We start from the raw sequence: 24,876 nt of genomic DNA on the forward strand, positions 1-24,876 counted from the left end.
CAAATTTACATAAGAAAGGGACGCGAAGGGAGGAATGGGCTTGCGCAAAGCGATAAAAAAAGTTATTAGCTGATAGTTGTTGGTTGCCAGGCCTTGTAAATAAGCATTTTTTATAAAATATTAACAACTAGCACTTTAAAGCCTAATAGCTAACAACAAACAACTATTTCCCCAGCGCTGCAATAATCTCCTCGGCATGCTGCTTATTCTTCGGTCTCAAAAAGATCTTTTCGATCTTGCCCTTCTCGTCGATTACAAAAGTTGTGCGGTGAAGTCCCATATATTTACGGCCATACAATTGTTTTTCACCCCATACGCCATATTTGTCAATGATTGCGCGACCTGTATCCGCAATCAGCGTAAAAGGAAGCTGATGTTTCTCCCTGAATTTTATGTGCGATTTTTCGTCGTCCGGACTTACGCCGATGACCTCAAAGCCTTTTTGTTTTAACAGGCCGTAATTGTCACGAAGATTGCATGATTGTACGGTGCAGGTAGGCGTGAGATCCTGCGGATAAAAATACAATACCACTTTTTTGCCTTTAAAATCTGAAAGCGAAACTTTTTTACCGTCCTGATCAACTCCTGAAAATGCGGGAGCTTTATCCTCTTCTTGTAGATGCGTCATGGCGCAAAATTAACGAGAACGGAACGCAGATTTTCATGATTGTCATGAATTGAGAAGATTTTGTTTTTGAATTCATTTTAAAAAGAGCAACAATGATCTTTGAAAAAGAAGAAGGATCGATCCCCAGCCTAACAACTAATAACTAAATTGCAAGAAATACAATCACCATGAAACGTCTAATATTTTTTGCAATGCCCGTAGTATTATTTGCCTGCGGCAACAATACTGAGCAACGCAAAGATGGATTTTCCCAAGCTCCTACAACAAAGGAAGATTCTTTGTATGAAGAAGTGATGAAAGGTCATGATATTGGAATGGCGGCTATGGGAAAAATCAAGGGATACCAGTCGCAGTCGCAGCATGCACTCGACAGCATTTCAAAATTGCCGAACCAGAAGCTGCAAGAGGCTTATAAGCAAAACGTATTGGCTGTTCAACAAGCGTTAAACAATGCAGATAGCAGCATGAATGAGTGGATGGAGAAATTCAGTCCCGATTCCTTTGCAAATGACAAGTCAAAAAGAGTGGAATATTTAGAATCAGAGAAAAATAAAGTGAACGACGTGAGACAAATGATTTTAGGGAGTTTAAAAAAGGCGGATTCGTTGTTTAAGAAATAGGAAGCAATGTACGGAGTACGATGTACGAAATTTCTTAGAGTGTAACACCTTAAAGTATTTCGTATATCGCACACCGTACCTCACACATCGTACATCTTCCCACTACCAACCGTCTCCATCAAGCATATTTCCCAACCCGCCGAGTATGCTACCTTCTTCTTTCCTGGTCGTTGTACCATAACTGAGAACGCGGCTTGCGAGCCTGCTGATTGGCAGCGTTTGTATCCACACTTTTCCCGGGCCGCGAAGAGTTGCGAAGAAAAGACCTTCACCACCAAACAATGTATTTTTTATACCGCCTACAAATTGAATGTCGAAATCGATGCCCTGTGTGTACGCCACCAGACAACCGGTATCAAGTCTCAGCAATTCGCCCGGTTGAAGCGTGCGCTCAAACACGTGACCGCCGGCATGAACAAAAGCCATTCCATCACCTTCCAGTTTTTCCATAATAAAGCCTTCACCACCAAATATGCCGGTACCGAGTTTACGCTGGAATTCAATGCTGATGCTCACTCCTTTCGCTGCACACAAAAAGGCATCTTTCTGAGCAATAACCTTATTACCCAATTGTTTCAGATCGAGTGGAATAATTTTTCCGGGGTACGGCGAAGCAAAACTCACATGCTTTTTGCCCATGCCAACGTTTGTAAAAGCCGTCATAAACAAGCTTTCACCTACAAGCATTCTTTTACCCGCAGAAAAAAGTTTGCCAAGCAAACCACTTCCCTGTTGTTGTGAGCCGTCGCCGAAAATGGTTTGCATTTGAATGCCATCTTCCATCATCATAAAAGCGCCACTTTCGCCGATGGCAGTTTCACCCGGGTCAAGTTCTATTTCTACATATTGCATTTCTTCTCCGTAAATGCGATAATCAATTTCATGATTGCTAATAGCCATGTTTTGTAAAGTTTAAATGGTAGACTAAAGGTATTACAAAGAAGAATTAAGTGCGCTGGATGTTTGATGTACGGTGTACGAAGTATGATAGTGTTCGAGGTCTTACATCCGAATTAACTTCGTACATCGTACTTCGTACACCTCCTGGGCATGGATTTTTAGTATTAACATAAAAGCAAACATGCCGGAAGGACCATCCATAGTGATATTGAAAGAAGAGGTGCAAGCATTTAAAAGAAAAAAGATCATTGCTGTAAGCGGCAATACAACGATCGATAAGGAACGAATGCTTAATCAAACGGTTGTTGATTTCAAGAGTTGGGGGAAACATTTTCTTATTTGTTTTAAAACGTTTTCGCTACGTATACATTTCATGCTGTTTGGCAGTTATAGAATCAATGAAAGAAAAGACGCACCGGTGAGATTGGGTCTTCAATTCACAAAGGGAGAGATCAATTTCTACACCTGCTCCGTTCAGTTTGTGGAAGGCGATGTAAACGACACTTACGATTGGTCAGTCGATGTAATGAGTGACGAATGGAGCCCTACAAAAGCAAGAACTAAACTAAAAGCAAATCCAGACATGCTTGTTTGTGATGCTCTGCTAGACCAACATATTTTTTCCGGTGTTGGAAATATTATTAAGAACGAAGTACTGTTTCGAATTAAGGTGCATCCTGAAAGCAAAGTAGGCAATCTGCCACCCAAAAAACTTTCTGAACTTATTAAAGAAGCAAGGGTTTATTGTTTTCAATTTTTAGAATGGAAAAAAGCATTTGTACTTAAAACACATTGGCTCGCCCATACTAAAAAGATTTGCCCGCGATCATGTTCCATTCATAAAAAAACATTTAGGCAAAACACACCGCAGGACGTTTTATTGTGAGATGTGCCAGGTGAGGTATTAAGTCAAAAACTTTGAATGTAACTCCTTTTCAAGAATGTAACACTCAAAGTTTTTGACTTTCGACTTTTTTATTCTTGACTTACTTCATGTAGTGTAGGCGAAGCTCTCTGGCAAGGTTCAGCGCCGCTCCCTTCGCTGCATTGTTTCCGGCATTGCAAAAAACAACTATTGCAAGGTCCTTTTCTTTATGTACTTCTATATGTACAAAAAATGTAGTGAGTGTACCATCGCTTTCCGCAATATGATTACCATCTACTTCTAAATTTCCCCAACCCATAGAATAATCAGGATAGGCATACTGTAGCAATTGGTAAGCACGTTGAGGCATAAGCGCTTTTTTGTTCTCTAATCCTCGGAGATTATCGATGGCAAATTTTGCGTAGTCTTCTATTGACAGGTTAGCATCTATAGGTTCTAAACCGGGAGTAATTAACAGCCCCCACCAGTCATCCGGAGGTACTCCCTGAAACACACCCGCAATGTTCGCATGTCCCCAGGTATCTTTAATATCGTTTCTGTTGGGAAACCTGAATTTTACATTTATGTCCAAAGGTTTGTTCACATACTCTTCCATTAACTCTTTGTATGGTTTGTCGCTAACTTTTTCAAGCATCGCAGCAGCAACAATACTTCCGGCATTGGTATATCTAACGGGTTTTTTACCTTCCGAATCGGCCAGCCCTCGTTGGCGTGTGATCCATTCTAAAAAATCTTTACGTTGTGCTGGGCCATCTTTTCCTCTCAACGCCGGCATTTTCCGGATTTCGTCAACCGTGTTAAAAGAAATTAATCCTGCTCTTTGTGAAAGTATATCTGCCAGCGTGATGTCCTTGTATTCCGGCCTCGCCCCTTTCATAATATCGGGGAAAAGAACCGCCAATTTTGTGTTCCACATTATTTTTCCTTTTGCCACTAATTGTGCAGCTATATAAGCGGTTAATCCTGTTGTGTTGTTTCCCAGATGATAGCGACTCTTAACAGTGACCGTATCGTGTGTGCGAAGTTTTTTAACGCCAACAGCCGCCATTTCTATGACGCTGTCGGAGCTCATTACAGCATAAGTAAGAGACGGTACAAAACGGCTTTTTCTTATAGAATCGGCGACCGGTGCCATCTCTTGCGCCATTGTGGATAAAAAGCCAAATAAGAAAAATAAGGGCAGAATTCTTTTAGTCATAAGTGTGTCTTCACCGGGTATAGAACAGTGAACGGCAGAGCCAAATTAAACAAGCGGAGGATAAAAAGCAAATGCCACAAAGCATAAGGCAGAAGGCCTAACGCTGACCGCAGAGAGCGGAAGTAGGCGTTAAACGTTAGGCATTGGACCGCATTAATAGTCAGTTTTAATATTCTTATTAAAGGGCAGCTTCAACTGGTAAATAAGCTTTTCATCCGTTTCATCATCCAATACATCAAGGCCATAGCGAAGTGTAGACGGGTCGGTGTAAGCGAAAGTACCGAAAACTCTGTCCCACAATGAAAAGATGTTGCTATAGTTAGTATCGGTGTAAGGCCGCCTGTAATGGTGGTGTACTTTATGCATATTAGGTGAAACAAAAATCCAGCTTATGGGTTTGTCGATCCACGCCGGTACTATAATGTTTGCATGATTGAAATGCGTGAATAATGCGGCGCAGCTTCTGTAAAGAAAATACATCCAGATAGGCATGCCCATTACAACAATTCCAATGATCATAAAAAACTCACGGAACAACCACTCGCCAGGGTGATGCCGTGTGCCGGTGGTAACATCCACTTTGGTATCGCTATGATGGACCATGTGAAATTTCCACATCCACTTTACATGGTGCATAAGCCAGTGCGGTATATATTGGCCAAACAAATCTCCGATCAGGAAGCAAACAACAATCACCGCCCAAACAGGCAAATGCAGCCAATGAATGAGGCCAAACTTGTGTACTGTAACGGCATCGCATACGCGAATGGTAACAAGCCCGAATACCAGGTTTAGTATCATTGTGGTGAGTAAAAAGATAAGATTTACACCAGCGTGCTTGTATCGTTTAAAAGAAAAACGAAACAAAGGATAGTAACCTTCAAGCAGCCAAAAGAAGATCATTCCCCCCAACAAAATGAGGATACGATGGGCTGAGGGAATATGCTCCCAGTATACGATGAATTTGTCCATGCAAGCAAGAATCTTTACTTGTAAGTTACAATTTGCCACCCGATCATCAATCAGATTTAATAACTATTTGAGCGGAATCAATCTTCATTTGAAGTAAGGGAATAACTTGTACTTCTGCCGCCGGATGCATCCTTGATCAATATCCCTTTTGTGATCAGATCCTGTATATCTCTCATCGCAGTATCCTGGGAGCATTTGGCGATTTTTGACCACTTTGAAGTATTCAGTTTGCCTTCAAATCCATCCAGCAGTTTATTGACCATTAAGCATTGACGTTCGTTCAAAGAGACATTCGAAAATTGGTCCCAGAATTTTGCTTTCTGTACTACTTTTTTAAGTGTTTCGTTCGTCGCCTTTAATGCACGATCAAGGCACTGTAGAAACCATTCGAGCCAATCAGTGATGTCTAATGAATCTTTTTGCGTTTTTTCCAGCACATCGTAATATTCTTTTCTATCGATCCTTATTTGAGCCGACATACTGTAAAATCGCTGAGCGCTTTCATCTGCCTTTGCCAGCAACATATCTGTTATTGCTCTCGCTATGCGCCCATTACCATCGTCAAAAGGGTGTATGGTCACAAACCAAAGATGTGCAACGGCTGCTTTTAATATCGGATCGTTTTGCCAGTTTGTATTGAACCATTCTAGAAAAAGCTTCATTTCTATTTCCAATGCGGAAGAAGCCGGTGCCTGAAAATGTACAATTTCCCTACCCGAGGCGCCCGATACAACCTGCATTGGGTCCGCATCAGAGTTGTCTCGCCATCCTGCCACAACTATTTTGTGTATACCACTGTAACCGGTAGGAAACAGGGCAGCATGCCATCCGAAAAGTCTTTCGTCAGTTAAGGGCTGGTTGAATTTCTCAATTGCATCCATCATCATATCCACTACGCCTTCCACATTTCTATCTGAAGGAACTAATCCGGCTATATCCATTCCCAAACGTCTGGCTATGGATGACCGAACTTGTTCGGCATCTAATACTTCCCCCTCAATTTCACTTGACTTTATGACCTCCAGGGTAAGGACGTCTAACGTTGCCTCTTTTTGCAGTTTAAAGCCGAATCCTGACATTTTACCCAACAATATTCCCTGCCTGTATCGCACAGACGCAAGCAAAGGGCCGATCACTTTCTCGTCCCAGTAAAATGCCGGCCAATCTTTTTTTTGATAGATGTAAACTGCCATTTTCCGAAGGTTTGCGGTAAATATACAACTTAATCTCCGCAAATTATGCGGAGATTATCTGAACTATTCGCTGCAAATATTGCGGAGATTAAATCATACTTCTCCGCAGGGCATTAAAAAAGGTTGCTAGCCGTTAGTTGCAAAGCCGCACTTTTAGCCTAACAACTATCAACTAACAACCAACAACGTTATTTCTTAAACAATGATAAGTCTCCTACTTCTTTCCCTTCATAAACCCATACTGGGCCAAAATATCTTTCAGCATTTTGATGCGAACGGCAGAAACGTCGAGAGGTTTGCCGGTAGAGGCAATTTGCAACACAAAAAAGTAAGGATGTTTGTTTTCTTCGATCCAGCCAACGATCCAGCCGATTGATCTTCCGTCTTCCGTGTATCCCCATCCGGTTTTATAACTTAACTCGTAGTTGGCGTTGCTTTCCATCAGCATCATGCTGCGCACAATACGCTGTGTTCTTTTTTGGAAAGGAAGTTGATCAAAGTATAACTTTTTCACAAGACCCAATTGCTCATCAGGAGTAACCTTTACGGAGTTATCCAGCCAGAAAGTATCAATCTTGTTGATCACTGGTTTTGTGTACCGACGTCCATAACCCAAAGTATCGATCCAATGCTGCATGGTATCTTTTCCTATCCTCCTCGCCAGTTCCTGGAACCATGGCACACATGAAAGACGGAACGCATTGTACATGCTCAAATCCTGGTTCCACTGCGGGTTTGACCTTACTACACCGTCCCATTTTATTACAGTGCTGTCGTCTTTTACACGACCTATCTCGATTCCTATAAGCGAGTTTACAATTTTGAACGTGCTTGCCGGCAAGTAAGCGCTGTCGCGAAAAGTTTTGCGGTTATATATGGTAAAATGGCCCTGCCCGTTGTCGAACAAACCGAAGCTTCCGGTTACATTATTTTCATCGAAATACTTCTTCAGGCTGTCGTCGTTTGTAACATTATTAGAGGAGCAGGCGCCGAAAAAAATGGATGAGGCCACCAATAAATAAGCAAAAAGTTTCATGAGATGTACAATTGAAGCGCAAATGTAGCGCGAAACGACACTTTTCTTGCAAAGAAAGTCGCGACAATTATTTTCCCGGATAAACGTTATTGAAAAACACCGGCCCGAGTTTATTCGGTAGCATTAGACAAATCAAACAATACAACATGAAAAATCTTTGGATAGTGGCCGCTTTCGCTGCAGCAGGTTTTACCTCTTGCCAAAAATCCGATGTCACTGCCGGTAACGGAAGCGACACGGTAAATAATTCGGCCGCAAACATTATATTCAAATTTAAGTTTGACTCTGCTCAGGCACGTCTCAACAATGTGGGCCAACCTGTTTCTGTTTCTTCGGATCATGCTGCGCAGAGCCCTATAATCAACTCCATGAGCGCACATTATATCGAGCTGACACCCAATGCATTAACTGCTTTGGGAAAGGGCGCCATTTTATATAAAGCTGATGAAACTTCAGCAGGCGGTGAATCTGCCATCGATTTCGACAAGGCTGCAAAAGCTGGGGATGGACAGGTCTTCTATACCGCGCCAATCAAAAACATTCGGATCGGCACTTACGAGTGGATCCGTGTTTCTCTGGCGTATCAAAATGCTACTGCATACTTCCACGTAGATACAACCATCAAAGGTATTCCAATAAAGCAGAATGTACAGGGCACACTGGCCGGTTTCATAGGCTACAATACTTACATCAAAAACTTCAAGATCAAAGATTCCACGCTAGCTGTAAACGCAAATAAAAAGCAAGGTTTCTGGGGCTTTGAAACAGTAATTTCAGCACTTGGCTATACTGTTGGAGGAACGACAACGGGGCAATCTGCGGGAACAACAACTGTTGTAAATCCCATCTTCGCTACGTCACCGATTCCGGCGGGAAGTTGCGTTGTAACTGCTGCGTTCGCGCCAGGCAAACTGACCATAACCGGCAAAGAAACAAAAGACATCATAGTTGAACTTTCCTTCTCCACAAACAATAGCTTCGAGTGGCAGGAAGTGATAAAAGATGGGATGTGGGAACCGTCAAAGGGTGAGAATTTAGTGGATATGGGAATTAGAGGCATGATACCGACAATCAAATAACTGGCACACGGATGACACGGATTAGACGGATTTTCACTGATCTTTTTCTATTTTAGATTCTGCCTCATTCCGCATCCTTTGCGTCTTTGCGTGAAATCACTGAAATAAAATCCTTGCGCGAAATAAAGCCGATACCTTATTTTTGCTAACAATTGTTAGTTTTTAAAAATAAGTTATCGGCTTTTTTATATGGCAAATACTCCAAATCAAAAGATCAGAATTGTTACTGCGGCCAGTTTGTTCGACGGACATGATGCAGCGATCAACATTATGCGACGCATTTTGCAAAGCAAGGGCGCTGAGATCATTCACCTTGGACATAACAGAAGTGTACACGAAATTGTAGAAGCAGCTATTGAAGAGGATGCGCACGGCATTGCCATTACGAGCTACCAGGGCGGCCACGTGGAGTTTTTCAAATACATGAAAGATCTGCTGGATCAAAACGGTTGTGGACACATTAAAATATTTGGCGGCGGTGGTGGAACTATTCTGCCGGAAGAAATCCGTGAATTACACAATTACGGTATTACCCGCATTTACAGCCCCGATGATGGCAGACACATGGGGCTCGAAGGAATGATTGAGGACCTTTTGCAAAAAAGCAATCCGGAAAACGGCTCTGAAAAACAATCTGACTATTGGAAGGCCGCTGCAAAATGGAATGGCAAATTGCCTTTGGGTGAAAAGAAGGACATTAGAAGAATTGCACGAAATATAACACTGGCCGAAGCCGGTGAACCATTCGAAAAACAAGAAGTTGCCGCTGGTTATCCTGTCTTGGGTATTACGGGAACGGGCGGCGCAGGAAAATCATCTGTAACGGATGAGATCGTACGTAGATTTTTGAACGCATTTCACGATAAAACGATTGCTGTTATTTCCGTTGACCCCTCCAAGAAAAAGACTGGTGGTGCACTGTTAGGCGACCGCATTCGCATGAATAGCATCAGCTCGCCACGTGCATATATGCGCTCGCTGGCTACACGCGATAGTGATGTGGCGCTGAGCGCTTATGTAGAAGAAGCATTGAATGTTGTAAAGAACGCAAGTTACGATCTGGTTATCCTGGAAAGTGCTGGTGTTGGTCAGAGCGATGCCTCCATTCTTGATTATTGCAATGCCAGTTTGTATGTGATGACGCCTGAATATGGCGCTGCATCTCAATTGGAAAAGATCAACATGCTGGATTATGCTGATGTTATTGCCATCAACAAATTTGATAAGGCAGGCGCATTGGACGCATTGCAGGATGTTCGTAAACAATACAAACGCAACCACGGTCTGTTTACCGCAAAAGACGCTGACATTCCTGTTGTGGGAACCATCGCTTCGCAATTCAATGATGCAGGCATTAATGAGTTGTTTGAAAAACTGATCACCGTAATCGAGAAGAAAAGCGGTGTAGCTTTTGGCAAAATAGAATTGCATCAGCATACATCTGACACCACAAATAAATCACAGGTTATTCCTGCAAAACGTGTTCGTTATTTGTCAGAAATATCTGAATCCAACAGGGGTTACGACAAATGGGTGATCGAGCAAAGTGAAGTGGCAACTAAGTTGTACCAGTTGGACGGCGTGATGAAATTTGCCGAAGGCGAAAAACAAAGTCTTCAAAAATTGCAACAACAATTGAACGATAAACTTTCTCTTGAAAATAAAAAGCTGGTGGAGCAATGGCCGATTTTGCAGAAAAAATACGAAGCTGATTTTTTCGAGTACCAGGTGCGTGACAAAGTGATCAAACAAGACCTTACAAGCACATCCCTTAGTGGTACTAGAATTCCGAAGGTTGTTTTACCTAAATACAAAGACTGGGGTGATATTCTGCAATGGCAACTGCAGGAAAATGTTCCGGGCGAGTTTCCATACACTGCAGGTGTGTTTGAATTAAAACGTACCGGCGAGGATCCTACAAGAATGTTTGCAGGTGAAGGTGGCCCGGAAAGAACCAACAAACGCTTCCACTATGTTTCTTTGGAGCAACCTGCAAAGCGTTTGTCCACGGCATTCGACAGCGTAACCTTGTATGGTGAAGACCCAGATCACCGTCCGGACATTTATGGTAAAGTGGGTAACTCCGGCGTAAGCATCGCAACAGTTGACGATGCTAAAAAACTATACAGCGGTTTTGATCTTTGCGATCCAAAAACTTCTGTAAGCATGACCATCAATGGCCCCGCACCAATGCTGCTTGCATTCTTTATGAATGCGGCCATCGATCAGCAGTGTGAAAAATGGCTGACAGAAAATAATCAATGGTCACTGGCGGAAGAAGCATTTAAAAAGAAATATGCACGTGCTTCTAAGCCATTATACTATAACCCATCAGCGCCTGAAAGATTGCCCGACGGCAACAATGGTTTAGGCTTGCAATTGCTGGGTTTAAGTGGCGATGAAGTGTTGCCGAAAGATGTGTATGAAAAAATCAAGGCGAATGCATTATCCAGCGTTCGCGGAACTGTACAGGCAGATATTTTAAAAGAGGACCAGGCGCAAAACACTTGCATTTTCTCTACAGAGTTTGCTTTGAAGTTAATGGGAGATGTGCAGGAATATTTTATCAAAGAAAAAGTGCGCAACTTTTACAGTGTGAGCATAAGCGGTTATCACATTGCAGAAGCTGGTGCCAATCCTATTACACAGCTTGCGTTTACCCTGTCGAATGGTTTTACTTATGTAGAATACTACCTTAGCCGCGGCATGCACATAGATGATTTTGCACCAAACCTATCATTCTTCTTTAGTAACGGCATGGACCCAGAATACAGCGTGATTGGACGTGTGGCAAGAAGGATTTGGGCAAAAGCCATGAAGTTGAAATATAATGGTAACGACCGCTCGCAAAAACTGAAATATCATATTCAAACAAGCGGCAGAAGTTTGCATGCGCAAGAAATTGATTTTAATGATATCCGCACAACATTGCAAGCATTGTACGCTATTTACGACAACTGCAATAGTCTCCACACAAATGCATACGATGAAGCGATCACCACTCCAACTGAAGAAAGTGTTCGTCGCGCAATGGCTATTCAGCTGATCATTAACCGTGAATTGGGTACTGCAAAAACGGAAAACTTTACGCAAGGAAGTTTTGCGATTGAAGAGCTAACCGATTTGGTGGAAGAAGCTGTGCTGGCTGAGTTCGACCGCATTACAGAACGCGGCGGTGTTCTCGGCGCGATGGAAAGAATGTATCAGCGAAATAAAATTCAGGAAGAAAGTCTGCATTACGAAATGCTTAAACATACAGGAGAGTTTCCTATTGTGGGTGTAAATACTTTCCTCAATAAGAAAGGAAGCCCAACCGTAATTCCAAACGAAGTGATCCGCAGTACTACGGAAGAAAAAGAGCAACAAATTCAAAACCTGCAAGCGTTTTGGAAACGCAATGAGAGCAAATCCGCAGATGCTTTGAACAAATTGAAATCTGTTGCGATCGTGAATGGTAATTTGTTTAACGAGTTGATGGAAACAGTGAAGTATTGCTCACTTGGACAGATTACGCATGCATTGTATGAAGTTGGTGGGCAGTACAGACGCAGTATGTAATTATCACCAGATACAATTAATCTTCAAGACTTAATTTTAGATGCTTTTACAAATCCCTCACAGTGCTGTGAGGGATTCTCATACTCCCATTTAGTGTTAGGAATACTATTGACCAAATAGAAACCTCAACAACAAAGCAAATTCAAATTTAAAATTCTGAAATGGCAATGGGAGTTAATTACATCGCGGAGATTAAACGCATTCTATCCGAAGCAAGAACAAAAGCATACGCAGTTATTAATACAACTATGGTGGAAGCCTACTGGCAGATAGGCAAGCGTATTGTTGAAGAAGAACAAAAGGGCTAAGCTCGTGCAGACTATGGCAAGGAAATAGTTGAAAACTTAGCGCAGGAACTTAGTCAGGAATTTGGAAAAGGATTTTCGAAAAGAAGCATTTTTCAATATCGGCAGTTTTATCTGTTGTTTTCTCCTGAGATTGTGCGAACGCCGTTCGCACAATTACAAAATCATGATAATGAATCAATTACAATTCATCGAACAGTGTTCGCGGAATCTTCATACAGCGATTTTCCTGATTGGTTTCGTTTACTGAATTGGTCGCAAATTCAACGGATCATTCGTGTTTCTGATCCACAGGCAAGAAACTATTATCTCAAAGAAGCGGCCGAACGAAACTGGTCCATTCGCACTCTCGATCGCAACATTTCTACACTCTATTATCAACGTCTGCTTTCTTCTCAAGCAAAAGAGCCTGTCGTAAGCGAAATGCTTGAAGAAACAAAAGAGCTTCAAAACGACAAATATGAGTTCATAAAAAATCCGCTTGTATTGGAGTTTTTAAATCTGCCGAACAACCTGGGTCATACGGAGGCTTTATTGGAACAGCAGTTGCTGAACAACATCCAAAACTTCATGCTTGAATTAGGTAAAGGGTTTGCCTTCGTGGCAAAACAACAATTAATACGCACCGAAACATCAGACTTTTATATTGATCTTGTTTTTTTACAATTACATCCTGAAATGTTTTGTATTGATTGACCTGAAAACAGACAAAATGAGCCACCAGGATGTAGGACAATTGGATATGTACGTGCGTATGTACGATGATCTCCAAAAGGGCAAGGACGACAACCCGAGCATTGGAATTTTACTTTGTACGGAAACAGATAAAACGATTGCCAAATATTCGGTCTTAAAAGAAAACAAACAACTTTTCGCAGCCAAGTACATGCCTTATCTGCCTACAGAAGAAGAACTGCGAACAGAAATCGAACGTGAGAAATTGATGATAAAACTTAAAAGGGGAAATGATGGACTTTAGGACATCGGCACTCTTTAATCTGACATAAAACGAAGAAGGGAATGAATCAAACTCATTCCCTTCTTCGTTTTATGTTATGTAAGGACTCTTCAAAACTCTCGAATCCCCATTTTCAAATTCTCAAATTTTCAAATTCTACATCACTTCTTTCACTACATTCTGAATCACCTTAGGCTTGCCAAGTGTGTAATAGTGCAACACTGGCACACCAAATTGTTTCAATTCCCTGCTTTGCTGGATCAACCATTCTGTTCCAATGATTTCTACTTCCTCATCGGTTTTTGCCTTCATGATAGCGTTTGACAGATCAGTAGGAATATCAACATGGAATATTTTAGGAAGAATATTTAGCTGCTTTTTGTTCGTGATTGGCTTCAATCCCGGAATGATTGGAACTGTAATGCCATTCTCGCGGCAAAGTTTTACGAAGTCGCAGTATTTCTGGTTATCGAAAAACATTTGCGTCATGATATATTCTGCACCTGCTTCAACCTTAGCTTTCAGGTAAGCCATGTCAGTAGAAAGGTTTGGCGATTCGAAGTGTTTCTCAGGATAGCCCGCAACACCCATACAAAAGTTTGTTTTACCACCATTGGTAATATCTTCTTCCAGGTAAATACCGTGGTTCAGATTGCCAACTTGTTTCAATAAATCGATCGCATAGCGATGGCCATGCGGATGAGGTTCGAAAAAAGCTTCATTCTTTGCAGCGTCGCCACGCAGAACGAGTACGTTATCGATACCCAAAAAGTTAAGATCGATCAATGCATCTTCGGTCTCTCTTTTACCGAAACCGCCGCAAATAAGGTGTGGAACTGCGTCAACTTTGTAGTAGTTCATAATTGCGGCGCAAATACCAACCGTTCCCGGTCTTTTTCTTACTTCTACCTGCTCGAAGGTGCCATCGATCTTTTTCTTAAACATCGTTTCGCTACGGTGATAGGTAACGTTGATAAACGAAGGCTTAAATTCCATCAGAGGGTCAAGATGGTTATATATAGCGCTGATGTCTTTTCCTTTCAGAGGAGGCAAAATTTCAAAAGAAACCAGTGTGTCTTTTGCCTGGTTGATGTGATCAATAACTTTCATCTTATGTATTATATTTCGCGAAAGCAGTAATTACTACGTTGGCGTTCTTTAAGGCTTTATGAAACTTTTTTTAAAATATCCCGCAAACATAGTTCGCGAAAGTTAGAAAACAAAATGAAGTGTATGTTAGATGTGCGGCGGTACGATGTCCGAAATACAGGGAATTAGTACATTGTACCCCGTACATCCAACACCTATTTGACGAATAATCTTCCCAACTTTCACATTTTCATATTTCCCCGTTTTGATTACTTCCGGTATTTTTGCGCCAAAGCTTTAGTAATTGAGTTTAAAAATACATACCAACGAGTTAGTTAAAACTTATAGCAGCCGTACCGTTGTAAATCACGTATCTGTGAATGTGGAGCAGGGTGAAATTGTGGGTCTGCTGGGTCCAAATGGTGCCGGTAAAACAACTACCTTTTACATGGTGGTGGGTTTGATCAAGCCAGATGAGGGCAAGGTTTTCCTTAACGAGGATGATATTACAAAACTGCCAATGTACAAACGTGCCCAGCTGGGCATTGGCTATCTTCCACAAGAGGCGTCCGTTTTTCGTAAGCTGACTGTAGAAGACAATATTAAAGCGGTGCTGGAAATGACAAAACTTTCCAAACAACAGCAAAAGCAAAAGCTTGAAGACCTGCTGGATGAGTTTCGCCTGCACCACGTTCGTAAAAATAATGGCGACAGCCTTAGCGGTGGTGAAAGAAGACGTACCGAAATTGCACGGGCCCTTGCCGTAGACCCGAAATTTATTTTACTAGATGAACCTTTTGCCGGTGTTGACCCTATAGCGGTAGAGGACATTCAAACAGTAGTTGCACGCCTGAAATATAAAAATATCGGTATTCTTATTACCGACCACAACGTAAATGAAACCCTTTCTATCTGCGACCGCGCTTATTTGCTGATCGATGGTAAGATCTTCAAACACGGCACCGCAGAACAACTAGCCGAAGACGAGCAGGTAAGAAGACTTTATCTTGGTCGTAATTTCGAACTTCGCCGTAAAGATTATTTACATGAAGAAGTTATGAAGGGCATTGGCGATTTTCCACACTTGGAAGAAAGCACCGAACAATAACGAATTCCGTAGAGCCAAGGCACTGCCTTGGCTAAAATGAAAACGATAAGCCAAGGCAGTGTCTTGGCTCTACACATATATTTTCTGTACAATAATTGCTGCATCTCTGCCGTCAATTTCTTAAATTGCGAGTATACATATATGAAAATTCTTTCTCCGGCCATATCACGGTTAGCACGGCTTCGCTTGTGGCAGGTACAGGAGTGGACCGAAAATCCGATTCTGGCCCAGCGGGAGGTATTGCAGCATTTGATAACTGCGGCTCAATACACAGAATTTGGCCGCAAATACAGCTTCGATCAGCTTTTCAACATTCGTCAGTTTAAACATACAGTTCCCGTACATGAGTATAACGATTTGAAGCCCTATATCCAGCGCATGATGGATGGTGAACAAAATTTACTCTGGAACACCCCTGTAAAATGGTTCGCTAAAAGCAGCGGTACAACGAGCGATAAAAGCAAGTTTATACCCGTGAGTGAAGAGAGCCTTATGGAAACACATTACCAGGGTGCGAAGGATGTGCTGACCATGTATTACAAATTCAATCCAGAGTCAGACTTGCTTACAGGAAAAGGACTTGTAGTTGGCGGCAGTCACCAGGTGAACCAGATAAATGATGAAGTGAGCTTTGGAGACCTTAGTGCGGTTCTTTTGCAGAATTCTCCTTTCTGGGGGCATTGGCTGCGTACTCCCGAACTCTCCATCGCATTGATGGACGAGTGGGAAAACAAAATAGAACAGCTCGCTGCGAATACTATTCCTGAAAACGTCACCTCTATTTCCGGTGTACCTACATGGACGCTGGTTCTTTTCAAACGCATTCTCGAAATAACTGGCAGAAGCTGCATTAAAGATGTTTGGCCAAACCTTGAATTATACATTCATGGCGGCGTTTCATTCGTTCCATATAAAGAACAGTTCCAAAAAATAATTGGTGGCGATATCAATTATCTTGAAATGTATAATGCCAGTGAAGGCTTCTTTGCCGCTCAGGATAATCCTAATGAGGAAGGAATGTTGCTTTTTACCCAGCATGGTATTTTCTATGAATTCATGCCACTGGAAGAATACGGCAAAGCGTTCCCTAAAACGATTGGTTTGAATAAGGTTCAGAAGGGTGTTCACTATGCCATGATCATTACTACAAATGGCGGCCTGTGGCGATACATCGTTGGCGACACAATTCAGTTTACTTCGCTTAATCCATATAAAATAAAAGTAACCGGCAGATTAAAACACTACATGAATGCTTTTGGCGAAGAGGTAATTGTAGAAAACGCAGACAAAGCAATTAGTATAGCTTCAGAACGAACAAGTGCGATTGTGAATGATTATACTGCGGCGCCCGTTTATTTCAGCGAACAAAATAACGGTGCTCATGAATGGCTCATCGAATTTGATCAAGTACCTGCGGACATCAAACAGTTTACCTACGAACTTGACAACGCCCTCAAAAACATTAATAGCGACTACGAAGCGAAACGCCACAAAGACATCGCGCTGCGTATGCCGTTGGTTCATTCGCTACCAAAAGGCGTGTTTACACAATGGCTGCAACACAAAAGCAAACTAGGCGGTCAACACAAAATTCCAAGACTAAGCAACGAACGAAAAACTCTCGAAGAAATTAAAAGCTTGTTTCTTACCGCACAATTTCAATAATCATCTATATTTCACGCAAAGGCGCAAAGGGAACAACAAAGTTCGAAAAGATTCAGTTTGTTGCACGCCGCGGCCGCAACGAAGCAGCGACGCAACCGGTTGTTAACAGTTCACCTAATAATGCCTGACATTAACAGAGGAATAATCGACCAACACTAAAAAATCTGTGTTCATCTGGCTAATCAGCGTCATCTGTATGCTCTCTAAAAAATAAACGGGAATAGTTTTTGCCTGTTTAACTTTGTACCTCGAAATAATCATCTATGCGTTCACCTTTATGGGTATTAATGTTGCCCGCCGTGCTTTCTTTTCCTGGTTCATTTGCCCAAAAGATCAAAAAAAATGACAAGCCAGTTGTAGACAATCTGCAAAAGCACGTTCGTTTTTTATCAAATGATGATCTCGAAGGTCGCCTAAGTGGCAGCAAGGGTGAGAAGCTCGCCGATGATTATGTTTCTGAACAATTTAAGTTGATAGGTTTGCAGGCAAAGGGAGATAACAATTCCTGGTTGCAGAATTTTGAGATTTACGACGGCAAAGAATATAGTTCCAGTACATTAACCTTCGATGGTGAAACTATTAATTCGAATAGTTTCTTTCCATTTCCCATTTCCCCGGAAAAATCAGTGAAAGAAGAGGCATCCATCGCACTTCGTGAAAAGGGCGTTCCGTGGTTCTTAGATCTCAAGGAAATATTAACCACAAGCGCAAACGATCCGCATTTTGATGTGTGGGGATTCGTTGAAAAAATTTCGAAGGATTACGCGAAGAAAGGCGCAACGGCACTATTTGTTTACAATACCTCGACATACGATGATGGACTTTCTTTTGAGCCAAAGGCAAAAGGTACGACGCTGCCAATACCGGTGGTATATGTAAACAAAAATGTGTCAGGCAAATACTTTGCTGATGAGTCTGCTACAATCGACATTGATCTTAAAGTTGCATTTGTTGATAATAAACGTACAGCTCACAATGTAATCGGATATGCTGATAACGGCGCCAAGCAAACGATTATTATTGGTGCGCACCTGGATCATCTCGGTCGTGGTGAAGATGGAAACACTTTAGGTTCTTCATCTAACACTAATGAAATTTATAACGGCGCAGATGATAATGCAAGTGGCATTGCTGCTGTTATTGAATTAGCGAGAATGTTAAAAGCTGCGAAATTTAAAAACAATAATTATTTGTTTATCGCTTTCTCCGGAGAAGAGCTTGGATTGCTGGGCTCAAAATATTTTACGGAACATCCAACTGTTGATCTTTCTTCTATTAACTACATGATCAATCTTGATATGGTAGGCAGATTGAACGATAGCAACAAAGCTTTGATGATCGGCGGTTATGGCACATCTCCTTCATGGAGCAAGTATTTAACTTCGGCGAATGACAGTAAATACTTCACTGTGAAATATGATTCAAGCGGTGCTGGCCCAAGCGATCACACTTCATTTTACAGAAAAGATATTCCTGTGTTGTTTTTCTTTACAGGCTTGCACAGCGATTATCACAAACCTTCAGATGATTTTGATAAGATCAACTATGATGGAGAATTTTTCATTGTAAAATATATCTACAACGTTATTGGAGCAACAAATAAAGATGCGAAACTTACCTTTACAAAAACCACAGAATCTCAAACCTCTACCAGCGCCAGATTCAGTGTTACATTGGGAATTGTGCCAGACTATAGCTTCAACGGAGATGGGGTAAGAGTAGATGGGGTGCATGATGGAAGACCTGCACAAAAGGCAGGATTACAGCCCGGTGATGTCATCACAAAACTGGGCGCTGATTCTGTATTATCGCTAGAAAATTACATGCAGGCACTTGGCAAATACAAGAAAGGTGATAAAGCTCCATTGAAATATAAACGAGGCGATAAGGAAATAAGCACAGAGGTTACTTTTTAAGAATCTTTCTGCTCACAGATGTCACTTTTTTTTTGACGAAAGCTGCGTAGAAAGAATTTTCCCCGCCTGCCTGCATGGATAATAATTCGGACGGAAATGACTAGTCGGGCAGGAAATTGGCATATTTTCAAATTTTCAAATTGATATCCGGGCACTATAATGAAATTAAAACTTAACATGGATGAAATGGCGGAGGACTTCTTTGAAGATACCCGTCTGCTTGGTATTGTAGCGCCTGTTAAATCATATCAGTTTTGCTGGCAACTCAATCATTTGTTCAGGCTTAACTTTCGAGTGAATCCTGATGTGGAGATTCCGCTTACAAGAAAAGGAAGGCTATATTATTTCGCTGTTTTTGAATATCGTGAACAAAACAGTGCTTTGTGCCATTATTTGTACAACAATCAAAACGATGGCGAATATTTATTACCGGAATTTAAGCATCTTGATTTTTTGTGGCTGATGAAAGGCGATGTTGTAAACGACACCACATTGCACAATGTGATCAATTCCATCAAAGCAATTAACGCTGTACAATTGGTTACAGAGCTTACGAATGAGAAGATCAAGAATAAGGGGCATTTGATCTTTTAAGTTGTTAGTTCATAGTTATTAGATTCGTGCCATGGTTCATGTCTTCACGAACCATCTGCGCTTGAGTCTCTATTTCGGTTCGTGGGGACACGAACCGGGGCGTCAGGCATTATTCTTGAAACGATTTGCATTTAAACATACATTCAATCACTTTAAAACACTTGCCTTATGTGGGAAGAAAAAGATAACCAGCTGTATAAGAAATTTAAATTCAAAGATTTTTCCCAGGCTTTTGCTTTCATGACGAGAGTTGCATTGGAAGCAGAAAAAATGGATCACCATCCGCTGTGGAAAAATGTATACAATGAAGTTGAGATCTGGCTCTCCACGCACGACGCTGGAAATGTGGTAACAGAAAAGGATAGGAAATTGGCGAGCAAAATAGACGCGTTATAATTGAAAATTGAAAGTTGAAAATTGAAAACGCCTTTGTTCGAGAAGAGTTTCGTCTACAATAACATTTTCAATTTTCAACTTTCAATTTTCAATTCCCCTACAGTTTTGCGTGCCAGTCGCACCAAAAAGTAAAGTTCTTATTCTGATTTTTGTAGAGATTGAAATATTGTTCGCGATGTTGAAGCAATAGTTTTTTTGCTTCTTCATAGTTGTACCATTTACTGCCACCAAGGCTTTCACCGAAGGCACCTGATGCACCCGTGTAAAACAGATTGTACTTCACACCATTTTTATGATCTCGGATGAAGTTGTAGTGAAAATATTTGTTTTTCAACCTGTTTAGTTTGTCCCACGTGCCGCCATAGAAGAGTTTATCCAGTTCAAGTACAGCAAGCGTTGTTTGGTCAACAAGTTTAAACTGGTTATAACCGATTGCTTTTAGTGTGTCAAGCGTTTTAAGCATACCTTCTTCATCAAGCACTTCATTTTCTCCAATACATTCTGTTTCAACGGAAATATATTTTGGCTGAAGCTTTGTTCCTTCAAGTGTAGATACGCATATTGCATCAAACCCTTCAATATCTACTTTGCAATACAATGGAACGCCATATTGTGCAAACAATGTAGAAAGCTTGCGGCTCTTTACAATGATCGATTCTTTGAAAGTATCCAATCTGCCGGCAACTTCTGGTTTTAATGAATTCCAGAATGCATACTCACTGATATTGAAAGAAAGGTCCTGATCATCCTGATCAGACAATGCGAAGTTTAAAATAGAAAGCTGGTCCTTATCAATTGCTTCTTTAAAAGTTTCAGATGCTTTTTTTACAAGTGTGGGATCTGCCTCAACCGCAATGACTTTGTAATTGTTTTTCAAAAAGTACCGGGTGTCAATGCCATCAAACATTCCAATATCGAAAATCAAACCATCAAATTGCATTTGCGAAATTTTTTATAAATAAAAACATTAATAACTACATGTCATAGAGAGTTGTGTGATTTTTTTTAAATATAATGTTGGAAAAGCTTGAAGGAGTTGGGTTTAAGGCGAAAAGCGGAGCGCTTTGTGGCAATAACTGAGTAACTGAATAACTGATCTTTAATTTCTGTTCTACCTTATGCCGTGGGATTCTTACCTAACTTCACATTTCCCGGCCAATAAAAAAACGCAGCTAACAATCGTTAACTGCGTTTTATATTTTGAGTAATGACTTCTTACCTGTTCATGCTTGCCAAAAACTCTTCGTTGCTCTTTGTGCCACGCATACGTTTCAGCAATTCGTTCATTGCCTCTTCGGTATTCATGTCTGTAAGGAACACGCGGAGTAAGTTCATGCGTTGCAATACTTCTCTGTCAAGCAACAGATCATCACGTCTTGTAGAAGATGAAACAAGATCAATTGCAGGGAAAACGCGTCTGTTCGCCAAACGACGATCCAGCTGAAGCTCCATGTTACCAGTACCTTTGAACTCTTCAAAGATCACCTCATCCATTTTGCTACCAGTATCGATCAGCGCAGTTGCAAGTATGGTTAATGAACCACCGTTTTCAATTTTACGTGCAGCACCAAAGAATTGTTTTGGTTTTTGCATTGCATTAGCTTCCACACCACCACTCAATACTTTACCGCTTGCAGGCGCAACTGTATTGTGTGCACGTGCTAAACGGGTGATTGAATCAAGAAGGATAATTACATCGTGGCCGCACTCTACAAGGCGTTTTGCTTTTTGCAAAGCCACTGTAGAAACTTTTACGTGTTTTTCAGCAGGCTCATCAAATGTTGAAGCAATAACTTCTGCTTTCACGCTGCGTTCCATATCTGTTACCTCTTCCGGACGTTCGTCGATCAACACGACCATCAAATAACACTCTGGATGGTTTTGTGCAATTGCGTTCGCAATCTCTTTCAGCAATACCGTTTTACCCGTTTTAGGTTGTGCAACGATCAATCCACGCTGTCCTTTACCAATTGGCGTAAACAGGTCGATGATCCTTGTACTGTAATTGCTTGGAGTAGTAAAGAGATTTAATTTTTCGTAAGGGAAAAGAGGTGTTAAATAATCGAAAGGCACGCGGTCACGCACTTCTTCAGGGCTTTTACCGTTGATGCTTTCTACTTTTAAAAGAGCGAAATATTTCTCTCCTTCTTTCGGCGGTCTTACAGAACCAGTGACAGTATCACCAGTTTTTAAACCGAATAATTTTATCTGAGACGGAGATACATAGATATCATCCGGAGAAGAAAGATAGTTGTAGTCAGAAGACCTTAAGAAACCATAGCCATCGGGCATCATTTCCAAAACACCTTCTGCCTGTATAATACCATCAAATTCTATATTGAAATAATCGTTGCGACGCTGTTGTTGTTGCTGAAAATTGCGGGTATGATGTACCGGGCGTGCGTTTTCCTGAGCTGATCCTGCTGCTGTATCTGCGCTTGCAGATTCTTCTACTGCCTCTGGCATGTTGTGATTGTGCTCATCGTTGTCGTCATCGTCATCACCGATTGAAGCGAAATCAGTATCATCTTGTAACGGCAGGGAAGATTGTTCAATTTCTTCAGGTTCTGCCTTTTTCTTCAAAAGCTTTTTAGCCGGTTTTTCTTCTTTTTTAGCGGCCTTTTTAGGCTCTGCTTTTGCTGCGGGTTTAGGCGCCTCTGCTGGTTCGTTTTCTACTATTGCTTCTTCAGTGGAGTTGGCAGTGGTCGTTTTTACGATGCGTTTGCGCTTAGCTTTATCTTCCTGAGGTTTACCTGCGGTGGATTGTACAGCCTGGCTGTCGAGGATTTTGTAAATGAGGTCTTGTTTTTCCAATTTCTTTGCGTTGGAGATTTTAAGTTGCTCAGCAATATCAAGCAACTCTGGAACGAGCATGTCGTTCAATTGCAGAATGTCGTACATAAAATACTAGTGTGTTAATCAGATTTAAATGAACCAACCTTGATTGTTAGAAAGTTTGAAATGAATTTTTTTTGAGCGGAATGACTATGACTGAACGCGCTTGTGAGCTAGGGAAATCGACCTGATCAGATAATATTCCATTGCAATGATACGCAAAAAGGCAACGGGAAAAAAATATTTTGTCAAATTCTTTAAAAGTTTTAAGATTGGTTCACAGTTTACAATTTTTATGATGTTTTCCCTCGTATATATCAGCAAATTCGCGTGTTGTAGTCTTCTGTAATAATAGCCGGACTAAGTATTATTTTTGCAAATCTTAAACGGGATTTCTACCAAATTATGAGTCAGTTAAAAGTATTCAATTCTTACACGCGTCAAAAAGAAGTTTTCAAGTCGATAGTGGATGGTCATGTGGGCATGTATGTGTGCGGGCCTACTGTTAGCGGCGAAAGTCATCTTGGTCACGCGAGACCATATATCACGTTCGACATCATTTACCGTTACCTTATGCATCTCGGTAACAAGGTGCGTTACGTGCGCAACATAACCGATGCGGGTCACTTTGAAGAAGAGGGCCGCGAAGCAGAAGATAAAATTTCCAAGAAAGCAGTTATCGAAAAGCTTGAACCAATGGAGTTGGTGCAAAAATATACCAACCTTTTCCATTGGGCCATGCTGCAATTCAACAACATCGAGCCAAACATTGAGCCTACGGCAACAGGACACATTGTTGAGCAGATCAACATGATCGAAAAGATCATTGAAGATGGCTTCGCTTACGTGGTAAATGGCTCTGTTTATTTCGACGTAAAAAAATATGCCGAAACACACGAGTATGGCAAACTAAGTGGCAGAAAAATTGATGATCTTCTTGAAACTACACGTGAACTAGAGGGCCAGGATGAGAAAAGAAACAAGCAGGATTTTGCTCTCTGGAAAGCGGCACCACCAGAACACATTATGCGCTGGAAAAGCCCTTGGGGTGAGGGTTTCCCGGGGTGGCACATCGAGTGCTCTGCCATGGCTACAAAATATCTGGGTCACGAGTTTGATATTCACGGCGGCGGAATGGACCTTCAGTTTCCGCACCACGAAAGTGAAATTGCGCAGAGTACTATTTGCAATGGTCACGCTCCTGTTCGTTATTGGTTGCATAACAACATGATCACGATCAATGGCAGAAAAATGGGCAAAAGTTACAATAACCAGATTATGCTTACGCAAATGTTCAGCGGGGATCATCCTTTGCTGGAGAAAGGTTACAGCCCAATGACCATTCGTTTCTTCATATTACAAACACATTATCGCAGTACACTTGATTTTGGCAACGAAGCCTTGCTGGCTGCCGAGAAAGGTTTGAAGAGATTATGGGAGGCTTATGAAACATTGCAAAAACTTCCTGCAACTGATAATGCAACTCCTGCAGACACTGAGCTGGATGAGAAAGTGAAAAAGCTGATCAGCGAATTTGAAGAGTTCATGAATGATGATTTCAACACGGCGAAAGTGTTGGCAAATATGTTTGAACTGGTACCGGTGATCAATGGCATTAAGGACAAGCACATTGCTGCAAATGCAATGAGTGCAACAACCTTTGCATTGCTGAAGAGCTCCTTCAAAACATACCTCGAAGACATCCTCGGCATGCGCAGTGAAAACGAAACAAACAACGGTAAATTGGACGGTGTGATGCAACTGTTAATAGAAATGAGAAAAGAAGCGAGAGGTAAGAAAGACTATGCAACATCGGATAAGATCAGAAATCAACTCCTTGAAATGGGTATTTTGTTGAAAGATGAGAAGGGGGGCGATATGAGTTATTCTTTCGAATAAATAATTGAATTGCTGAATAACACGAAGAGCTGCAATTTTTT

Annotated in this window: 21 protein-coding genes and 1 pseudogene; 13 read left to right on the top strand and 9 right to left on the bottom strand. The window is 41.4% G+C overall.

The window, feature by feature from the left end; genetic code table 11:
- Positions 1 to 163: 163 nt before the first annotated feature.
- Complete coding sequence (gene bcp, locus QJ048_RS04265) at positions 164 to 628, bottom strand: thioredoxin-dependent thiol peroxidase (protein ID WP_282333088.1); 465 nt, start codon at positions 626 to 628, stop codon at positions 164 to 166.
- 167 nt (positions 629 to 795) lie between these two features.
- On the opposite strand from bcp, the gene QJ048_RS04270 reads away from it, so the two are divergent.
- Complete coding sequence (locus QJ048_RS04270) at positions 796 to 1,248, top strand: viral A-type inclusion protein (protein WP_282333089.1); 453 nt, start codon at positions 796 to 798, stop codon at positions 1,246 to 1,248.
- Between the two features lie 102 nt (positions 1,249 to 1,350).
- Here the strand turns inward: QJ048_RS04270 and QJ048_RS04275 are convergent, their stop codons facing one another.
- Positions 1,351 to 2,148 carry a TIGR00266 family protein gene (locus QJ048_RS04275; protein WP_345774530.1) on the bottom strand — a complete coding sequence of 266 codons (798 nt, stop codon included), beginning with the start codon at positions 2,146 to 2,148 and terminating at the stop codon, positions 1,351 to 1,353.
- Between the two features lie 181 nt (positions 2,149 to 2,329).
- Here QJ048_RS04275 and QJ048_RS04280 point away from each other — a divergent pair, with 181 nt between their 5' ends.
- Entirely contained in the window at positions 2,330 to 3,034 is a 705-nt protein-coding gene (locus tag QJ048_RS04280) for a DNA-formamidopyrimidine glycosylase family protein (protein ID WP_282333090.1), read from the top strand.
- Positions 3,035 to 3,134: 100 nt separating this feature from the next.
- Here the strand turns inward: QJ048_RS04280 and QJ048_RS04285 are convergent, their stop codons facing one another.
- The 4 genes from QJ048_RS04285 to QJ048_RS04300 form a co-directional block, all read right to left on the bottom strand.
- Positions 3,135 to 4,232 carry a serine hydrolase domain-containing protein gene (locus tag QJ048_RS04285; protein ID WP_282333091.1) on the bottom strand — a complete coding sequence of 366 codons (1,098 nt, stop codon included), beginning with the start codon at positions 4,230 to 4,232 and terminating at the stop codon, positions 3,135 to 3,137.
- A gap of 153 nt (positions 4,233 to 4,385) precedes the next feature.
- Positions 4,386 to 5,204 carry a sterol desaturase family protein gene (locus tag QJ048_RS04290; RefSeq protein WP_282333092.1) on the bottom strand — a complete coding sequence of 273 codons (819 nt, stop codon included), beginning with the start codon at positions 5,202 to 5,204 and terminating at the stop codon, positions 4,386 to 4,388.
- A 77-nt stretch (positions 5,205 to 5,281) separates the two neighbouring features.
- Positions 5,282 to 6,397, bottom strand: coding sequence for a Fic family protein (locus QJ048_RS04295; protein ID WP_282333093.1), 1,116 nt, complete (start codon positions 6,395 to 6,397; stop codon positions 5,282 to 5,284).
- 214 nt (positions 6,398 to 6,611) lie between these two features.
- Positions 6,612 to 7,433 carry a penicillin-binding transpeptidase domain-containing protein gene (locus QJ048_RS04300; protein WP_282333094.1) on the bottom strand — a complete coding sequence of 274 codons (822 nt, stop codon included), beginning with the start codon at positions 7,431 to 7,433 and terminating at the stop codon, positions 6,612 to 6,614.
- A gap of 146 nt (positions 7,434 to 7,579) precedes the next feature.
- Here QJ048_RS04300 and QJ048_RS04305 point away from each other — a divergent pair, with 146 nt between their 5' ends.
- From QJ048_RS04305 to QJ048_RS04325, 5 genes and pseudogenes are all read left to right on the top strand, one after another.
- Complete coding sequence (locus QJ048_RS04305) at positions 7,580 to 8,512, top strand: hypothetical protein (RefSeq protein WP_282333095.1); 933 nt, start codon at positions 7,580 to 7,582, stop codon at positions 8,510 to 8,512.
- Positions 8,513 to 8,701: 189 nt separating this feature from the next.
- Complete coding sequence (locus QJ048_RS04310) at positions 8,702 to 12,070, top strand: methylmalonyl-CoA mutase family protein (RefSeq protein WP_282333096.1); 3,369 nt, start codon at positions 8,702 to 8,704, stop codon at positions 12,068 to 12,070.
- 248 nt (positions 12,071 to 12,318) lie between these two features.
- Positions 12,319 to 12,699: pseudogene (locus tag QJ048_RS04315) on the top strand (DUF1016 N-terminal domain-containing protein); the annotation flags it as partial.
- Positions 12,700 to 12,798: 99 nt separating this feature from the next.
- On the top strand, positions 12,799 to 13,071 hold the full coding sequence (locus QJ048_RS04320) for a PDDEXK nuclease domain-containing protein (RefSeq protein ID WP_282333127.1): 273 nt from the start codon (positions 12,799 to 12,801) through the stop codon (positions 13,069 to 13,071).
- Positions 13,064 to 13,354 carry a PDDEXK nuclease domain-containing protein gene (locus QJ048_RS04325; protein WP_282333097.1) on the top strand — a complete coding sequence of 97 codons (291 nt, stop codon included), beginning with the start codon at positions 13,064 to 13,066 and terminating at the stop codon, positions 13,352 to 13,354. Before QJ048_RS04320 ends, QJ048_RS04325 begins: the two co-directional genes overlap by 8 nt.
- Before the next feature lie 135 nt (positions 13,355 to 13,489).
- Here QJ048_RS04325 and QJ048_RS04330 read toward each other — a convergent pair whose 3' ends face one another.
- Positions 13,490 to 14,443 carry a methylenetetrahydrofolate reductase gene (locus QJ048_RS04330; RefSeq protein WP_282333098.1) on the bottom strand — a complete coding sequence of 318 codons (954 nt, stop codon included), beginning with the start codon at positions 14,441 to 14,443 and terminating at the stop codon, positions 13,490 to 13,492.
- A gap of 283 nt (positions 14,444 to 14,726) precedes the next feature.
- Here QJ048_RS04330 and lptB point away from each other — a divergent pair, with 283 nt between their 5' ends.
- The 5 genes from lptB to QJ048_RS04355 all read left to right on the top strand — a co-directional run bounded on the left by lptB (position 14,727) and on the right by QJ048_RS04355 (position 20,101).
- Positions 14,727 to 15,530: an LPS export ABC transporter ATP-binding protein gene (gene lptB / locus QJ048_RS04335; protein WP_345774531.1), complete on the top strand. Its 804-nt coding sequence runs from the start codon at positions 14,727 to 14,729 to the stop codon at positions 15,528 to 15,530.
- A 141-nt stretch (positions 15,531 to 15,671) separates the two neighbouring features.
- Complete coding sequence (locus QJ048_RS04340; RefSeq protein WP_282333099.1) at positions 15,672 to 17,195, top strand: GH3 auxin-responsive promoter family protein; 1,524 nt, start codon at positions 15,672 to 15,674, stop codon at positions 17,193 to 17,195.
- Between the two features lie 263 nt (positions 17,196 to 17,458).
- Positions 17,459 to 19,111 (top strand): M20/M25/M40 family metallo-hydrolase, encoded by a 1,653-nt coding sequence (locus QJ048_RS04345; RefSeq protein WP_282333100.1) that lies wholly within the window; start codon positions 17,459 to 17,461, stop codon positions 19,109 to 19,111.
- Between the two features lie 159 nt (positions 19,112 to 19,270).
- Positions 19,271 to 19,705 (top strand): IPExxxVDY family protein, encoded by a 435-nt coding sequence (locus QJ048_RS04350; RefSeq protein WP_282333101.1) that lies wholly within the window; start codon positions 19,271 to 19,273, stop codon positions 19,703 to 19,705.
- Positions 19,706 to 19,873: 168 nt separating this feature from the next.
- The gene (locus QJ048_RS04355) at positions 19,874 to 20,101 is read left to right on the top strand and encodes a 4a-hydroxytetrahydrobiopterin dehydratase (RefSeq protein ID WP_217790098.1); all 228 of its coding nucleotides are present in this window, start codon (positions 19,874 to 19,876) and stop codon (positions 20,099 to 20,101) included.
- A gap of 97 nt (positions 20,102 to 20,198) precedes the next feature.
- Here the strand turns inward: QJ048_RS04355 and QJ048_RS04360 are convergent, their stop codons facing one another.
- Entirely contained in the window at positions 20,199 to 21,041 is an 843-nt protein-coding gene (locus QJ048_RS04360; protein WP_282333102.1) for an FkbM family methyltransferase, read from the bottom strand.
- Positions 21,042 to 21,316: 275 nt separating this feature from the next.
- Positions 21,317 to 23,002 carry a transcription termination factor Rho gene (gene rho, locus QJ048_RS04365; protein ID WP_282333103.1) on the bottom strand — a complete coding sequence of 562 codons (1,686 nt, stop codon included), beginning with the start codon at positions 23,000 to 23,002 and terminating at the stop codon, positions 21,317 to 21,319.
- Positions 23,003 to 23,341: 339 nt separating this feature from the next.
- Here rho and cysS point away from each other — a divergent pair, with 339 nt between their 5' ends.
- Complete coding sequence (cysS, locus tag QJ048_RS04370) at positions 23,342 to 24,835, top strand: cysteine--tRNA ligase (RefSeq protein ID WP_282333104.1); 1,494 nt, start codon at positions 23,342 to 23,344, stop codon at positions 24,833 to 24,835.
- The last annotated feature ends 41 nt before the right edge of the window (positions 24,836 to 24,876 follow it).

The organism is Pinibacter soli, from assembly GCF_029961145.1.
In the GTDB taxonomy this organism is placed as follows: domain Bacteria; phylum Bacteroidota; class Bacteroidia; order Chitinophagales; family Chitinophagaceae; genus Pinibacter; species Pinibacter soli.

Excerpts from the sequence above, each read along its gene's own strand:
- bcp (WP_282333088.1), bottom strand. The coding sequence starts at position 628 with ATGACGCATCTACAAGAAGAGGATAAAGCTCCCGCATTTTCAGGAGTT.
- QJ048_RS04270 (WP_282333089.1), top strand. The coding sequence starts at position 796 with ATGAAACGTCTAATATTTTTTGCAATGCCCGTAGTATTATTTGCCTGC.
- QJ048_RS04275 (WP_345774530.1), bottom strand. The coding sequence starts at position 2,148 with ATGGCTATTAGCAATCATGAAATTGATTATCGCATTTACGGAGAAGAA.
- QJ048_RS04280 (WP_282333090.1), top strand. The coding sequence starts at position 2,330 with ATGCCGGAAGGACCATCCATAGTGATATTGAAAGAAGAGGTGCAAGCA.
- QJ048_RS04285 (WP_282333091.1), bottom strand. The coding sequence starts at position 4,232 with ATGACTAAAAGAATTCTGCCCTTATTTTTCTTATTTGGCTTTTTATCC.
- QJ048_RS04290 (WP_282333092.1), bottom strand. The coding sequence starts at position 5,204 with ATGGACAAATTCATCGTATACTGGGAGCATATTCCCTCAGCCCATCGT.
- QJ048_RS04295 (WP_282333093.1), bottom strand. The coding sequence starts at position 6,397 with ATGGCAGTTTACATCTATCAAAAAAAAGATTGGCCGGCATTTTACTGG.
- QJ048_RS04300 (WP_282333094.1), bottom strand. The coding sequence starts at position 7,433 with ATGAAACTTTTTGCTTATTTATTGGTGGCCTCATCCATTTTTTTCGGC.
- QJ048_RS04305 (WP_282333095.1), top strand. The coding sequence starts at position 7,580 with ATGAAAAATCTTTGGATAGTGGCCGCTTTCGCTGCAGCAGGTTTTACC.
- QJ048_RS04310 (WP_282333096.1), top strand. The coding sequence starts at position 8,702 with ATGGCAAATACTCCAAATCAAAAGATCAGAATTGTTACTGCGGCCAGT.
- QJ048_RS04320 (WP_282333127.1), top strand. The coding sequence starts at position 12,799 with ATGCTTGAAGAAACAAAAGAGCTTCAAAACGACAAATATGAGTTCATA.
- QJ048_RS04330 (WP_282333098.1), bottom strand. The coding sequence starts at position 14,443 with ATGAAAGTTATTGATCACATCAACCAGGCAAAAGACACACTGGTTTCT.
- QJ048_RS04340 (WP_282333099.1), top strand. The coding sequence starts at position 15,672 with ATGAAAATTCTTTCTCCGGCCATATCACGGTTAGCACGGCTTCGCTTG.
- QJ048_RS04345 (WP_282333100.1), top strand. The coding sequence starts at position 17,459 with ATGCGTTCACCTTTATGGGTATTAATGTTGCCCGCCGTGCTTTCTTTT.
- QJ048_RS04350 (WP_282333101.1), top strand. The coding sequence starts at position 19,271 with ATGAAATTAAAACTTAACATGGATGAAATGGCGGAGGACTTCTTTGAA.
- QJ048_RS04355 (WP_217790098.1), top strand. The coding sequence starts at position 19,874 with ATGTGGGAAGAAAAAGATAACCAGCTGTATAAGAAATTTAAATTCAAA.
- QJ048_RS04360 (WP_282333102.1), bottom strand. The coding sequence starts at position 21,041 with ATGCAATTTGATGGTTTGATTTTCGATATTGGAATGTTTGATGGCATT.
- rho (WP_282333103.1), bottom strand. The coding sequence starts at position 23,002 with ATGTACGACATTCTGCAATTGAACGACATGCTCGTTCCAGAGTTGCTT.
- cysS (WP_282333104.1), top strand. The coding sequence starts at position 23,342 with ATGAGTCAGTTAAAAGTATTCAATTCTTACACGCGTCAAAAAGAAGTT.